At 42.0% G+C, this 14,553-nt stretch carries 17 protein-coding genes and 1 other RNA gene; 8 read left to right on the top strand and 10 right to left on the bottom strand.

Features of this window, described 5'->3' with window-relative positions:
- The first annotated feature begins 98 nt into the window (after nt 1-98).
- The 4 genes from FO442_RS14345 (at nt 99) to rnpB (ending at nt 3,552) form a co-directional block, all read left to right on the top strand.
- Nucleotides 99-674 carry an RNA polymerase sigma factor gene (locus FO442_RS14345; RefSeq protein ID WP_144333893.1) on the top strand — a complete coding sequence of 192 codons (576 nt, stop codon included), beginning with the start codon at nt 99-101 and terminating at the stop codon, nt 672-674.
- A complete protein-coding gene (locus FO442_RS14340; RefSeq protein WP_144333892.1) occupies nt 671-1,894 on the top strand; it encodes an outer membrane beta-barrel protein in 1,224 nt (407 codons plus the stop codon). Before FO442_RS14345 ends, FO442_RS14340 begins: the two co-directional genes overlap by 4 nt.
- Before the next feature lie 153 nt (nt 1,895-2,047).
- Nucleotides 2,048-3,124: a T9SS type A sorting domain-containing protein gene (locus tag FO442_RS14335; RefSeq protein WP_144333891.1), complete on the top strand. Its 1,077-nt coding sequence runs from the start codon at nt 2,048-2,050 to the stop codon at nt 3,122-3,124.
- A gap of 12 nt (nt 3,125-3,136) precedes the next feature.
- Nucleotides 3,137-3,552, top strand: an RNA gene (gene rnpB / locus FO442_RS14330) — RNase P RNA component class A.
- 556 nt (nt 3,553-4,108) lie between these two features.
- Here the strand turns inward: rnpB and FO442_RS14325 are convergent.
- Complete coding sequence (locus FO442_RS14325; protein WP_144333890.1) at nt 4,109-4,966, bottom strand: type 2 periplasmic-binding domain-containing protein; 858 nt, start codon at nt 4,964-4,966, stop codon at nt 4,109-4,111.
- A gap of 50 nt (nt 4,967-5,016) precedes the next feature.
- Between FO442_RS14325 and FO442_RS14320 the strand changes: the two genes are divergently transcribed.
- Nucleotides 5,017-5,595 carry a hypothetical protein gene (locus FO442_RS14320; protein WP_144333889.1) on the top strand — a complete coding sequence of 193 codons (579 nt, stop codon included), beginning with the start codon at nt 5,017-5,019 and terminating at the stop codon, nt 5,593-5,595.
- On the opposite strand, the gene FO442_RS14315 is transcribed toward FO442_RS14320, so the two are convergent.
- The 8 genes from FO442_RS14315 to FO442_RS14285 form a co-directional block, all read right to left on the bottom strand.
- A complete protein-coding gene (locus tag FO442_RS14315) occupies nt 5,587-6,201 on the bottom strand; it encodes a deoxynucleoside kinase (protein WP_144333888.1) in 615 nt (204 codons plus the stop codon). The two genes, FO442_RS14320 and FO442_RS14315, sit on opposite strands and share 9 nt — an antisense overlap.
- Nucleotides 6,202-6,354: 153 nt before the next feature.
- Nucleotides 6,355-7,167: a hypothetical protein gene (locus tag FO442_RS14310; protein WP_144333887.1), complete on the bottom strand. Its 813-nt coding sequence runs from the start codon at nt 7,165-7,167 to the stop codon at nt 6,355-6,357.
- A complete protein-coding gene (locus FO442_RS14305) occupies nt 7,160-8,692 on the bottom strand; it encodes a GH3 auxin-responsive promoter family protein (RefSeq protein WP_144333886.1) in 1,533 nt (510 codons plus the stop codon). Before FO442_RS14305 ends, FO442_RS14310 begins: the two co-directional genes overlap by 8 nt.
- Nucleotides 8,693-8,741: 49 nt before the next feature.
- Nucleotides 8,742-8,870 carry a hypothetical protein gene (locus FO442_RS18975; protein ID WP_281281584.1) on the bottom strand — a complete coding sequence of 43 codons (129 nt, stop codon included), beginning with the start codon at nt 8,868-8,870 and terminating at the stop codon, nt 8,742-8,744.
- Between the two features lie 51 nt (nt 8,871-8,921).
- Entirely contained in the window at nt 8,922-9,632 is a 711-nt protein-coding gene (locus FO442_RS14300) for a zinc metallopeptidase (RefSeq protein ID WP_144333885.1), read from the bottom strand.
- A gap of 90 nt (nt 9,633-9,722) precedes the next feature.
- Nucleotides 9,723-10,454 (bottom strand): Bax inhibitor-1/YccA family protein, encoded by a 732-nt coding sequence (locus FO442_RS14295; RefSeq protein WP_144333884.1) that lies wholly within the window; start codon nt 10,452-10,454, stop codon nt 9,723-9,725.
- A gap of 2 nt (nt 10,455-10,456) precedes the next feature.
- Nucleotides 10,457-11,047 carry a GTP cyclohydrolase I FolE gene (folE, locus tag FO442_RS14290; RefSeq protein WP_144333883.1) on the bottom strand — a complete coding sequence of 197 codons (591 nt, stop codon included), beginning with the start codon at nt 11,045-11,047 and terminating at the stop codon, nt 10,457-10,459.
- Between the two features lie 40 nt (nt 11,048-11,087).
- Nucleotides 11,088-11,519, bottom strand: coding sequence for a 6-pyruvoyl trahydropterin synthase family protein (locus FO442_RS14285; RefSeq protein WP_144333882.1), 432 nt, complete (start codon nt 11,517-11,519; stop codon nt 11,088-11,090).
- Nucleotides 11,520-11,699: 180 nt separating this feature from the next.
- Here FO442_RS14285 and rfaD point away from each other — a divergent pair, with 180 nt between their 5' ends.
- The 3 genes from rfaD to FO442_RS14270 are packed head-to-tail and all read left to right on the top strand — an operon-like array spanning nt 11,700 to nt 13,912.
- A complete protein-coding gene (gene rfaD, locus FO442_RS14280) occupies nt 11,700-12,665 on the top strand; it encodes an ADP-glyceromanno-heptose 6-epimerase (protein WP_144333881.1) in 966 nt (321 codons plus the stop codon).
- A 5-nt stretch (nt 12,666-12,670) separates the two neighbouring features.
- Complete coding sequence (gloA2, locus tag FO442_RS14275) at nt 12,671-13,054, top strand: SMU1112c/YaeR family gloxylase I-like metalloprotein (RefSeq protein WP_144333880.1); 384 nt, start codon at nt 12,671-12,673, stop codon at nt 13,052-13,054.
- A 48-nt stretch (nt 13,055-13,102) separates the two neighbouring features.
- The gene (locus FO442_RS14270; protein WP_144333879.1) at nt 13,103-13,912 is read left to right on the top strand and encodes an energy transducer TonB; all 810 of its coding nucleotides are present in this window, start codon (nt 13,103-13,105) and stop codon (nt 13,910-13,912) included.
- 45 nt (nt 13,913-13,957) lie between these two features.
- On the opposite strand, the gene FO442_RS14265 is transcribed toward FO442_RS14270, so the two are convergent.
- The gene (locus FO442_RS14265; protein WP_144333878.1) at nt 13,958-14,398 is read right to left on the bottom strand and encodes a hypothetical protein; all 441 of its coding nucleotides are present in this window, start codon (nt 14,396-14,398) and stop codon (nt 13,958-13,960) included.
- Nucleotides 14,399-14,553: the final 155 nt, after the last annotated feature.

Below are 14,553 nucleotides of genomic sequence, written 5' to 3'. Positions count from 1 at the left end.
ATTTCCAACCAAATGTAAAGATAGGACGTTATGCGTAAAAAGCAAGATTCAACTTTCAACATTTTGTCTTGTTAATGAACAATTTTGAACCCAGGTAAATGCAAGTAACCAAACAGATATTGTTGGGGTCCGCTGAGAATGACAGGCGCTCGCAAAAGGTGCTCTATGAATACTGTTACAGGCAGTTCATTCGTTTGTGTATGCGCTATTATTCAAACCATGAAGACGCGCGGCATGCATTGAATAACGGGTTTTTGAAAATTGTAAATGGCTTGCAAAATGTGGATTTGGACGAGTTGAACTTTGCAGCTTGGGCAAAACGCATCATCGTAAATACGCTGATTGATGAATATAGAAAAAATAAAAATCACAATCGGGTTATTGTAGCGAAGGAAACAGAATCGGAATTGGCTAATTCTGCGGAAAAAGTCGAAAACCTGGGATCGCTTGAATTGAATTATCAGGAAATCCTGGACCTCCTCAAGACAATTCCGCCTATTTCGGCTCACGTTTTTACCTTGTATGTTATTGACGGCTATAATCACAAAGAAATCGGGGAGTTGCTCGAGATTTCTGAAGGAACTTCCAAGTGGCACCTTTCTACGGCACGAAAACTGTTAAGGGACAGATTGGAATTGATGGAAAACAGGTATGAAAAACGCTTTGTAATATGAAATATTCAGATCGACATATCAGCGACGAAGAGCTGGATCAGTTGTTCAGGGACGCACATGCCTCTGAAGGACAGGAGGCGCTTTTTGTTCCGGAATTCTGGTCTGAAATGGAAGCCATGTTACCTGCGGAGAGAAGTAAGAAACGCGGGTTTTATTGGATTCCGCTGGCATCAGTCCTTGTCCTGATCGGAATCGTTTGGTTCTACCCCTCCAATCCTGCCCAAATTGATCGCCTCGAACAAAAACAGGCTAAGCAGGAAGATAAGTCAGAGTTAATTCAAACAGGCGGACCACAACGGAATGAGACTTCGGTAGTTGCTGAAAATTCAACCGTGGGGATTGCTCCGGCTCCTGAAGCTGTTTTGGCGGGCCCGAAAGTAAAAACAACACTTAAAACACGAAAAAGAACAAATACCGATTCAGCTGCTAATGATCGGAGACACATCGGATCGGATGACCGCGCCTCTTTTTCGGATCGAACGCCTAACAAGCAGGAATCTGGAGAAGAAAGGACGAAGGAGATCTCCGGATTGGCTCCCGATTCCCGGAATGAGTTGGATTCGATCAAGCTCGAAGTCCGCTTCGAGCTTGTTCCTCATGAAGAAATAACAGGTTTACCGGAAAAAGGTTCCAATGAATCCAATGAATGGTATGTGGAAGCAGGGCCTACAATCGGCCAGTCTCCGTATTTGTCTCCGGATCAAAAACGAAATGTAGTTAGCGGAGCAGTGCTGGGTGGTGGTTATACCAAAAGAATTGACAATGCCTTTGTAAGTTTTGGTTTGCAGGCTCGCCTGGAAGGTTTTGGAGGACTGGAATACCGCGAAACAAACTTCTCACCGAATATAGTTAGAACCGTTACTGTGAAACAGCTGTATTCTCTGGAAGTTCCGTTGAGATTTGGCTATACGTTCCGGCGTTCGGAAATGTCTTTGGGTGTAGTGCCGGGTGTGCAGTTATTCATTCACGGACAGGAACGGATTACAGAAAACCAAATTGTTGAGCGCCAGAATTCCTTTACCGGGAAAGTGGAGCACTCCAACTCGCTTACGATGGAATTCGGCCTTCAATACTATTACAACTTCAATTCAAAATGGAGTGTGGGAGCAAAAGTAAATGCGGATGTCCTACGTCCTTTTCATACAGATTATTACCTTGGTAAATCCACGGGGCTTCCTGTAAACGGTCAAATCTTGCTCAGAAGAAGCTTCCGGAAGTAAATCCGGATTTCGGAACCAGGCTTTTTTTCTGGCAAAAAGCACGGATGTGTGATGATATCGGAATGTGGGCTTGATGCGGCGGATATCATTGAAAGCAACCCGGACTGAATAAGTTCAGGAACTATTCCTATATTTGTTGAAACTACTTTGAAAATGAAACATTTACTACTTCCATTCATGGCGTTGAGTACGGTTGCTTTCGGGCAAATCACACTGACGGATCAGCATTTTGCCGGACCAAGTGAATCCTATATCTTCAGCACCTTAACTGATCCGACCATTGATTATGCTACTACAGGAGCAAATTATACCTGGGACTTCTCTTCCATGGTGCCACAGGACCAAAGAAGCTTGATTACACGTCCCAGCAGTCAAATCACCGGTTTGTCCATTATCCAGTTCGGGAGTTTTGCTCCGGCACCATATAAGGCAACCTATTTTAATTCTTCAACGGATTTGCCATTGGACCAGGCATCGGCCTTTTTACCGATTCCGATTGATGAATTAAACGGATTTACAAAAAATTCCTCCAATGCGATCACATCCATTGGGTATGAATTGGTCAGTAACGGACAAGGATTGGGTTTCCGTTCCGATACCATCGAAACACGCTACGCACTTCCGATGACGTATGGGAACAATTATGAATCCCGCGGATACACGAACCTGGATTTGAACCCGATTTACGATGCAAAATGGAGACAACACCGACATCGTATAACGAATGTGGATGGATGGGGAATTGTAAAAACACCGTTCGGTCAGTTTGATGCTTTGCGTATTCACCACGTAATCGATGAATTTGATTCGATCTATTTTTCCGTTCAGGGTTTGGGAATGTGGATCCCGATCCCGGTTCCACTGGCACATGAGTATGAATGGAGATCAACTTCGGACAAAGAAGCTGTGATGCGAATTCGCACGAACGAGATTTTAGGGACTGAAACAGTAACAGCGATCGAATACCGCGATAATTTCAACGGATTGGGATTGATTGAAAGTCAATTAAATGTCTCGTTTTACCCGAATCCTGTTATCAATGAATTGCATGTTTCAACTGAGAAGCAAGCAGATAATTTCTTTATCGTAGACCAGTCGGGAAGAATCTGGAAGAAGATCCCGGGCTCATCCAAGGATCAGGTTATTGACGTTTCGGAATTGGCTTCCGGCTCCTATTCCCTGGTTGTTTTGTCTTCAGATGGTTATACATCCGTAAAATTCATTAAATAACCGTAATTTTGCAGAAGCAAGCCGACTGTCGCGGTCCGTTACGGCGGAACGAGGAAAGTCCGGGCAGCATAGAGTAACCGTGCTTCCTAACAGGAAGGATTCATCCGTCAGCTGGCGGATGGGTACAGCTAGTGCAGCAGAAAATAAACCGCCCTGACTTCGTAAGAATGTCAGTGGTAAGGGTGAAAAGGGGAGGTAAGAGCTCACCGTTCCGGTGGTGACATTCGGAAGCTAGGTAAACCTCACGGGCTGAAAGATCATGTAAACCAGGCGAGTAGGGCTGCTCGTTCTCTCCTCGGCTAAGCCGGGGTGCCTGGAGGGTAGATCGATAGATCCCGGAAGTGATTCCGGGGCTAGATAAATGACAGTCAGTTCCGGTGATTATTCACCGGGATGTACAGAACCCGGCTTATGGCTTGCTTTTATTTTTATTGCAATTTTCCCTGTAAGCCTTTTTATGTGCTTTCAGAACGGTCTCTATAGTTCCGCCCTGGGTGGGTTTTCCGCAGAGAATGGTGTGATATTCCACTCCGTCAAATTTGAATTTTAAGAAGGTGACGGACAATCCCAGCAGGGAAATGGAACGCGCCTTTTTGATGCAAATGAATTCGAGTACAAAGGAACGTTCGGATACTAGTTTCAGTACCACCACATCGTTTTTAATGTACCCGGTTGCAAGGCTGACCCGAATGATTTTCACCCACATCATAAATACAATACCCAAACCGGCTGCAGTTGCCAATGGGATGGAGAAATGATCGGTCATTTCGATCGAAAGCAACACAAATAAAATACTGACTATAAGATAAGAGGCAACAAGGAATCCGAAGGCCTGTTTGCGGTTGTCCGGATTCAGTAGTATTCGATCCGCTTGAATGAGCACGGTTGAATTCATAATAGTAGCTTGAAGTTTGACTAAAAGTAAAGCAAAATTTAAAAAATTTTTAAATTTTAACAAATTAATTTTAAGTTACTTAGCAAATATTAATGAATTTCCAATGCCCGGATCAGGAAATTCGGTTGAATTGTTTTAAAAGTTGAAAGCTGATTCCGGTTGGATGCTATCTGATGCTGGAACCGGCAATAAAAAGCGGCAAATTGCTGGGAAGCCACCTTGTTTCTGCTGTATTTATACAAACTGACACTCGTGAAATTTGTCATGAATCGTTGGTTTTCCACTAAGTAATAAAAGCACCTGGATTGATCATAATGAATGTCTTTGTCGGATCGTTCCGCAACCTGGCTCAAAGTGGAGATAGTATAGTTTGTATGGACAGGAGCGCTCGAATTGATCAGGGAAGCAAATTTGTTGGTCTTGCCCAGTTTCAGGATGTAGGAGTTCAGGTTGGACTTAATTGCAATGTGAGGGTGGATACTGTCTTTTTTAAAGGTTCCCCAATTCACAGGTGCACAATTGGACAGGGAATCTTTTTCCGTGATGAGAATAAGCGGATCGTGGCATACAGGAATCCAAAAACCATGATTGTTGTTGAATTGCCGGTCCATATTCCTGAAAAAGTTCCGGTCCCGTAACTGACTGAAGAGGCTTTGATTGTAGAGGTTTTCTCTCAGGCTGTCGGAAGAGAGTAAAAGCACATCGATGCCAGTATTGAATTTATTCTTCTGAATGGTCTTTGCAATTTCAGCTGCGGTTTGATAAACAACCTGTACAGAAATCTTTTTGGATTCCTCGAATTCCTTGATGATCAAACTATCTGCCGGACAGTAAAAGTCTGTGTATACAACTACTTTTTCATGTACACTGGGTTTTGCCTCGTCTAAAACACAGGAATGAAGCCCTATAAAAAGTCCTGAAAAAAGGACGTAAATCTTCCAATTCATAGTGAGTCAAAGATAGTGGTATTTCGTACTTTTGTAAAAAAAATAATACGGTGTCGAAAAGCAATTTGAATAAACAGGAAAAGTTAAAGATTCATACACTTCTGAGTGATTTACAGAGCAAAGATGAATTAAAGATCGCAAGTGCCATTAAAGCGTTTGCCGTTCATGGTCATGCCTCTGTTATTGAACCGATCATCGAGGTGTGGAGATCCGGTTTGTCGAAAGAAAATGAGGCCCTGGTTATAGATTTATTCCAAAATCTGAAAGACACTTCGGCTATTGAACCGCTTATGGAAGCATTCAATGAGCCGGCAAATACGTCTTTGAGAAGAAAACTGGCAACTGCTTTCTGGAATTCCAAACTCGACTTTTCGGACTACCTGGCAGATTTCGTATTATTTGGAATTGAAGGGGACTTTTTGGATGTCCTGGAAGTGATCACCCTGATTGAGAATTTTGAAACGGTAGCACCTGAATCGGCAATCCTGGAATCACAATTATTACTGACCGAGTATTTCGGACAAACTGCAAGCAGGGATGATCAAAAAGATGCGATCCTGACCGATCTGGCCATGCTGTTAAAAGATTTTTCGGAATTGGAGGGAACGGACGATTTATTCCTAGAATAATCCGTTGATTTCCGCGTCGATTGATTGAATAATTTTCCCCAAGTCTTCCTGGTTTTCCGGGAAACGATTGTTGTCAACATCAATGATCAGTAATTTCCCGCTGTCATAAGTAGAGATCCAGGCCTCATAACGTTCATTCAAACGTTTCAGATAATCCAACCGGATACTTTCTTCGTATTCTCTCCCGCGTTGCTGGATTTGATTTACCAGGGTTGGAACAGAAGCTCTCAGATAGATCAACAGGTCCGGTGCGGAAACAAACGAATCCATCAGGTTGAACAAGGAAAAATAATTTTCAAAATCACGGGTAGTCATCAAACCCATGGAGTGAAGGTTCGGTGCAAAAATGAAGGCATCCTCATAAATGGTTCTGTCCTGAATCACATGTGTTGTACTGTTTTTGATTTCCTGGATCTGTGTGAAGCGGGAATTCAGATAGTAGATTTGCAAATTAAAGGACCAGCGCTGCATATCTTCATAAAAGTCATTCAGGTACGGATTTAATTCAACGTCCTCAAAATGAGTTTCCCAGTTGTAATGTTTTGCCAACATTTGTGTCAGGGTCGTCTTTCCGGATCCTATATTTCCAGCTACTGCAATGTGCATAATGTATGAGTTTTTCGGGGTGACTAAATTACAAAATCTGCCTACATAAATCGCCCTTTGTGCAAAAAATAATTACTGCTGTGTGATTGCCCGAATTGAGTTGGTGGATGGCAGATTTAAGTGTAAGAGCGGAAAATGTTTTCTCCTTACACTTTATTGAAGAATCTTAAAACAATACAGCATCTTCAGTGTCTGAATATATAACCGATCACCGGAAACCTCCATTTTTAAAATTTTTGAATCCAGCAGTAAATCTCCTGCAAAGAAAAAGGAAACAAACTCGGAATCAATGGTGACTGTTTGAATATTCTTCCCCTCCGAAATTAAAAAATAGTCTTGGATGGGATAAACCGGTTTGTGGGGGGGAAGTGTTGCCACATCAATGAAATTCCCAAACTGATCGAACCAGGCAACCTGGTTTTCCTCGTCAAATAAATACAGGCGATTGTCAATTTCCTGGATATTTACAATGGATTTCATATTCAGGAGCCCTTTTACATTTTGGACCTGCTGCCCTTGTCCGTTGCGCAGGGTGATCAGTTCTATTTTTGAATTCGGTTCGTCATATACCCAGATGCGGTCTGTTTGAATGGACGCGCTCATACTTACTGCTAAGCTGATATCCAGATCGCTTAAATAAATACAGTCGCCTTGCAAAGCCAGCGCATTGTCCAAAAAACAGATGCTCTGCTGATCTTCAGAGAAGAGCGCGATCTTCAGGGGATTTTGGGCATCGATTTTTTGAATATTCCCGAGGGATTTAATGCTTTCCTGGAGCATGATCTGACCCTTCGCATCGCGCTTTTGAATATTCTGATTCTGATAAATGATGCTCTGATGGATGGGATCGATATCCCAGATTGCCGTGGAGTCCAGCTCCAAATGCCAAAGTTCTTTCCATATTTGCTGACCTGATCCCCAAAAAGGAAGCACCAGGAAGATAAACGGAAAAATTAACTTATGCATAATCAATGGTTTCGAACTCCGTTTCCTGCAAGATCTGTTCCACGATTTCACGGGAATTCATCAAGCGGGGTACTTTGTGTTGTCCACCTAATTTACCTTTTTTTTGCAACCAGGCATCAAAACTTCCCGGTTTTAAAATACGAAGCAATGGTTTTCCTAAAGCAAGGTTCCGGGTGCGTTTGGCATCGTAGTCCGAATTGATGGAGCGCAATGCTTCATCCAGGAGGAACATAAACCGGGTGATGTCGTCGGGTTCCCGGTCAAATTCAATCAGCCATTCGTGTTTTCCCTGTGTTTTTCCGTCCATATAGATCGGCGCAACCGTGTATTCGCGAATAAGCGCATTTGTTTTGGAGCATGCCTGGGTAATGGCGTAATCGGTGTTGTTGACGATCACTTCTTCCCCGACTGCATTGATAAAATGCCTGGTTCTTCCGGAAAGTTTAAAGCGGTAAGGGGTTTTGGAGGTAAAGTGGATCGTGTCTCCCACAATGTATCTCCAAAGCCCGGCGTTGGTAGAAATGACAAGTGCGTATTCTTCCCCGAGTTCGACCTCATCGAGTTTATAAATGATTTTGGAATCGGTTTCTTCAAATGCATACATGGGAATGAACTCATAAAAGATCCCGTAATCGAGCATGAGCAGCAATTCATTCGAGCCATCTACATCCTGGATACCGAAGAATCCTTCGGAAGCATTGTAGGTTTCCACATAATGCATGTCGTCAAATGGAATGAGCTCCCTAAATGCTTCCCGGTAGGGTTCGAAACTCACGCCTCCGTGCATAAAGAGTTCCAGGTTGGGCCACACTTCCCTTAAGTTTGATTTTCCGGTGATTTCCAGTATTTTCCGCGCTAATACCATGGTCCAGCTGGGAACTCCGGCGATGATGTACACATCTTCTTCGATCGTACTTCTGGCCATGCGTTCGATTTTTTCCTCCCATTCCGTCATCAGGGCGATTTCTTTGGAAGGGGTTCTTCTGATCTCAGCCCACCAGGGCAAATTTTTTAATATGATGGCCGAAAGATCTCCCTGGTATGCATCGTCGGCTACGGGAAGGACCTGGGCACTTCCACCGATGATGAGGTGCTTTCCTTTGTAGAGTTTTCTATTTGGAAAGTTCTCGTAATAAAGAGCCAGGAGGTCTTTTCCTCCTTTGTAATGACAATCTTCCAGTGATTCACGGGTGACGGGAATGAATTTACTTCTTTCAGCGGTTGTTCCCGAACTTTTTGCGAACCATTTGGTGTCCTGGGACCAAAGTAAATATTGTTCACCTTCCATCAGACGGTCAATCCAGGGTTTCATGGATTCATAATTGTTCAGTGGGACCAATTCCTTGAAGTCGGAATAAGTTTGAATTTGGTGGAAATGGTATTGTTTTCCGTAAACGGTTTGAACTCCCTGTTCAATCAACTTTTCGAACAGTTCGTGCTGAACATCTTCAGGATATTTGCGGAAAAGCTCGATTTGATGCAAGCGTTTCTTAATTACCCATGCAAAAATTGAATTGAATGGCATAAGACGATATTCAGTGAAATAAAAAAGGAGGAATTTTTTCCTCCTTATATTATCCGAATGCGTAAATAGATCCGATAATTACTAATAGGATCACAGTGTACACAAATCCAATTCCTACAGTTGAACTTTCAAAGAAAGTGTCATTTTTATCGTGGTGTTCTGAATGATGTTCTGACATAACTTCAATTTTTTTTCAAATTTAAGATTTTGTTTGAAAAAAGGAAGCAAATTAATCGTTGTTTGCTCCAATTAATCGCAAAACATAATAAAACATCGTTACAATTGCTCCAAGTGCAGCTACCACATACGTTGAGGCAGCCAAATTCAGGGCTTTTTTCGAGCGTTCGTATTCTGCCCTGGTCGCCGTACCGGAACGTTCGATCCAGTTGAGCGCTCTCCTGGAAGCATCAAATTCCACCGGAAGCGTTACGATACTGAACAAGGCAATACTTCCGTATGCGATCACGATTGCCCAAAGTACCCAGGTAATCGGGAAGGATTCGAATAAGACAGCGCCTCCGATAAAGGTAATCATCATCAGGATGTTTAGAAATAAGCCTGAGGCATGTTGTAAGGGCACCAGCCTGGAGCGCCATTGCAGCGGAGCATAAGCTTTCGCGTGTTGAACAGCATGACCGCATTCGTGAGCGGCAATGGCTGCAGAAGCGGCATTGGTTCCGTGATAAACTTCTTCCGAAAGATTGACGGTTTTATCCGCAGGATTATAATGGTCGGTTAACTGACCCGGAATGCAGGTTACCCGTACATTGTAAATGTTGTAATCGTGTAACATGCGTTCAGCAACCTCACGACCGCTTAAACGGCTTTGAGAGGGAATTTTGCTGAATTCCTGGAATTTGCTTTTTAAACGCCAACTCACAATTAGTCCAATTCCCATAAAGACTAACCCAATGAGCATTGCAGGTCCTAAAGGTATCATCGATTTGAATTTTACATCAAAGATAAGGACAAAAAAACCCGCTATACTTGAATTTTAGCAGGTTTTAACTTAAAGAATGTTATGTCAAAATCACTCCCGGTTTCCGAACAAACTTAACAGGGAAAGGAAGAGATTTATGAAGAGAATATACAGTGTAAATCCACCCAACAGAGCGAGTTTGTTTTTATCGTCCGCAGAAATTTCAGAATCATGTGCAAATTTCTTCAATTGCTGCATGTGGTATGCTGTTAAACCGGTGAAAACAAAAACTCCGATCACTGAGATCAGGAATCGCAAACCTTCCCACCCGATAAATACATTTACAATGCTGGCAATGAAAATTCCCCAAAATGCCATCATTAAAATACTTCCGAATTTCGTCAGATCTACCTTGGTCAGATATCCCATCACAGCCATCACACCGAATGTACCGGCGGTGATTCCGAAAGTAGTTGCGATGGAACCCATGGAATACCGCAGGAAAATACTGGATATCGCAAACCCGATCAAAATACTGTAAATGGAAAATAAACCGAACAATAAAGGGAAAGAAAGGCGATTGATCATAGTCTGGAAGAGCAATGCCACACCAATCGGAGCAAATAAAACCACGTAATAAAGCATATTCGGCTGATATCCTTTCGGAGTCAGGTTGAGAAAGTATTCTTTAAAGAACGATTCCGTTCCGTATTGGTAAGCAATTGCTGCCGATACGATCAGTGCAAAGAACATGAATCCGTATACTTTCGCAAAGAATTGTCTTGCAGCTGTTTGTTTGGCAACCGTGTCAAAGCTGTAATCGTCGATAATGTGATTGTTCATAGTTAATGTAATTTGGCTTGTACTAAATTAATGAATTCTTTTCGCGTAGAGTCATTACTCAGGAATAATCCGGTAAATGCGCTGGAAGTTGTTACCGAATTTTGTTTCTGAACTCCGCGCATCTGCATGCACATGTGCTGACATTCCAGGACAACTGCAACTCCTTTAGGTTTCAGTGTTTCCTGGATACAATCCCGGATCTCGATCGTTAAACGTTCCTGAACCTGTAACCTGCGGCTGAATGCATCTACCACACGGGGAAGTTTACTCAACCCGACAATGGTTCCGTTCGGAATATAGGCGATGTGCGCTTTTCCAAAAAAAGGAAGCATGTGATGCTCACACATCGAATAGACTTCAATGTCTTTTACAATCACCATTTCGGAATATTCTTCGCTAAAGAGGGCGCTTTTTAAAATGTCTTCGGGTTTGATGTCGTAACCTTGTGTAAGGAACTGCAATGCTTTTGCAACGCGTTCGGGAGTTTTGATCAATCCTTCCCGGTCCGGGTTTTCACCGATTTGAGAAAGGACGGTTCTGTAAATGTTGGAGATTTGTTCGGTCGTGTCGTCGTTGTAATGAAATTCGCTCATGCTCACAGTTTGTTATTGCTAAATGTTCAAATTGAACTTGTTAATAGGGTTCTTTTCCACCGAAATATTCTACGTAATTGTTCTCGGTTTCTACCAGCTTGATCTTGCACAATTGTCCGCCTGCCTGCTGAATCGGGTCGTTGATGATTTTCCAGATCTCAATGGCCAGGTTTTCTGTTGAAGCCAGTTTTCCTTTTAAAAAAGGGACGTCCAGATTCAGGTTTTTATGATCGAGTTGTTCGATAACCAATTCTTTGATGATCACACTCAGGTCCTTTAAATTGATCACGAAACCTGTTTCCGGATTGGGGGCTCCTTTCACGGTTACAAACAATTCAAAGTTGTGTCCATGCCAGTTTTTGTTACTGCATTTGCCAAAGACCTCTTCATTCTTTTCATCAGACCATTCCTCACGCCATAATTTATGCGCCGCATTGAAATGTTCTCTTCGTGTAATATATACTGTTTCCAAGTCTTGAAAAATTGAGTACAAAAGTAAGATTTTGAAATGAGAAGTTAAAAGATGGAATGAATTATCAAGGATGAATGATGTAATTATCCAGAAGAGAATTTTTCTCCTGATAATTAATAATTGATTATTCTCGTTCCTTTTTTCAATTACTTTGGGTTACTTTTGTCTAAAATAGCTATTATGATTGTCATTACAGGAGCAGCGGGTTTTATCGGAAGTTGCATTGTCGGGACCCTGAACAGCAAGGGAATTAATCATTTGGTTCTGGTAGATGATTTTTCCAAAACCGAAAAGGCAGCCAATTTGGATGGAAAGCTCTTTGTTGCGATGGTACAACGCGATGATTTTGATCAGTGGATGAAAGAGTTCGGCGATGAGGTTACTTGTGTTTTACACATCGGGGCACGAACCGACACGACTGAATTTGACCAGGCAATTTTTGATGAATTGAATGTGGAATATTCCAAAATGGTCTGGAATCATTGTGTGAATTACCAGATTCCGTTGGTCTACGCGAGCTCTGCGGCAACATATGGTTTGGGAGAATTGGGATACGATGACGATGAGTCGAAAATGCCGTTGTTGCAGCCACTGAATCCGTATGGCTGGTCAAAACAAGTTTTTGACAAGTGGGCGCTGGAGCAAACTCAAACACCGCCGCATTGGTATGGATTGAAGTTTTTTAATGTTTACGGACCGAACGAATACCACAAAGGACGCATGGCATCGGTCATTTTCCACACATTCAACCAGGTCAAAGAACAGGGTTCGATGAAACTGTTCCGTTCTCATAACCCGAATTATACGGATGGCGGACAAATGCGCGATTTTGTTTATGTAAAAGATTTGGTTTCCGTGATCGAGTTTTTAATGAAAGGAACGGCGAAATCGGGAATTTATAACCTGGGTTCCGGTAAAGCACGCACCTTCCTCGATTTGGCAGAAAACACCTTCAAAGCATTGGGAAAAGAACCGAATATATCCTTTATTGATACACCGGAAGATATTCGTGATAAGTACCAGTATTTTACGGAAGCGAATATGCAAAAGCTGATTAGCCAAGGATACGATATTCCGTTCCATTCACTGGAAGAAGGAATTGATGATTATGTGAAGAACTACCTGGTCGGGCATCAATACATGTAAGACCGATGTTGAAGTCCATTCACCATGTCGCAGTTATTTGTTCGGATTATGAAAGATCCAAACGATTCTATACAGAAGTGCTTGGAATGGAAATTTTAGCGGAAAATTACCGCCCGGATCGCAAGTCCAACAAATTGGACCTCATCCTGAACGGAGTTTACTGTGTCGAGCTGTTTTCCTTTCCTGATCCTCCGAAACGCGTTTCCCGACCTGAAGCGAGGGGTTTAAGACACATGGCTTTTTCAGTTGAAAACATAGAAAGTGCCATCAGCGAGCTTGCTTTGAAAGGCGTCACCTGCGAACCGGTGCGGATCGATGAGTTTACAGGAAAGCGCTTTACCTTTTTCGAGGACCCGGATGGATTGCCGATTGAGTTGGTGGAAATCTAAGTGCGAATGCCGAATTGAAAATAGTTAGTTTTGTAAAAAAGATCCACCATGAAATACCTTTTGATCGCCTTATCAATCTTAGCAACGGTATGCGTATTTGCGCAGCAAAAACGAGACACCATTTATTATGATTTGAACTGGGTTATAACAAAGCAAGCAGAAGGTGCCGTTTATTATCGAATTATCACAAAGACTGATGATCTTTATTGTGTTAGAGACTACTACTTAAAGTCAGATTCTGTTCAAATGACCGGTGCATTTAAAGATGAATCTCAAAAGATTAAAGAAGGTGAATTTAGTTACTACTACGAGAATGGAGTAATGTCTTCCAAAGAATATTATAAAAACGGGAAACTGAACGGGAAACGGACAAAATATGATGCATCCGGAAGGTTATATTCTTCCGGAGATTTTACTGACGGTATATTTCATGGGGATTTCATTATTTATTATGAGAATGGAGGGATAAAGAAAAAAGAGACTTATGAACATGGGAACTTAACGGGGAAGGAGTACTATCTTGAAGACGGAAAGATTACGACTTATCTGCCTGATGAAACACCTGCTTATTATCCTGATGGCGGTAATGAGGGAATTAAAAAGTATATCAAAGAAAATTTGAAATACCCTAAATACGCGGTTGATAAAAAGATTGAAGGCAAGGTATATCTGAAATTTGTTGTTTCTCTTACTGGTGAAATAACCAATGTAAAAGTGCAAAAAGGTGTACATCCAATTTTAGATGAGGAAGCTGTTCGCGTTATTGAAGCCATGCCAAAATGGGTACCTGGTAAGGTAGATGGGCAAGCGGTCAATAGTATCTTTTCTATGCCGATTACTTTTAGTTTAAAAAAGTGAATTAGCTAGTTTTAAATAGTTGATTATTAAACAATTTGTAAGTATCTACTTCACCCGGAACAAAATCTCCACGTAAATAATTTCCATCCCAATCATCATTTCTTCCACCTGGTAAAAGGCAACACTGATCCTGTCCGAAACGGGTTCGTATTCCAGGGTATCCAAAATGAAGGGTTCTTTCATGCGTTCGGGAGAATTCACATGCATGCTTCCTAAAAACTGGTAGGTAATGACAAAAGAGTGTCTTCCGTCCGGATCCTGGATCTGTTTCAGGAAAGTGTCTTTCTTGTAATCGATGCCTAATCTGTTCAAAAGATCCGTGATCTCGGGGGTAAAGATTTCATCGTAGTATTTGAAGAAGGAACGGAATTCCTGCACGTTGTATTCGGAGTAGCCACACAGGGTATTCGAGTATATTTTCCGTGTTAGTTTACTCGGTACTTCGAACACCCAATGTTTAAAAGCTATTGTTTCTGTAAACATCATTCAGATGACAGTTTTGATTTGGTGATTTATTCGTTTTCGTAAATCTGTGGTATAAAAGCAAACAAGTGCAAATTACCTTTGGAAATAAGGGGAATGGCTAAATGTTTCTTCATAAACAGATTGTGCTGCGAAATTCGCGAACAGGTCTCCCAAAG

This window comes from Fluviicola chungangensis, from assembly GCF_007558725.1.
GTDB classification, from domain to species: domain Bacteria; phylum Bacteroidota; class Bacteroidia; order Flavobacteriales_D; family Crocinitomicaceae; genus Fluviicola; species Fluviicola chungangensis.
Note: the sequence above shows the minus strand (reverse complement) of the source record. Positions and strands in the feature narration are given on the sequence as shown.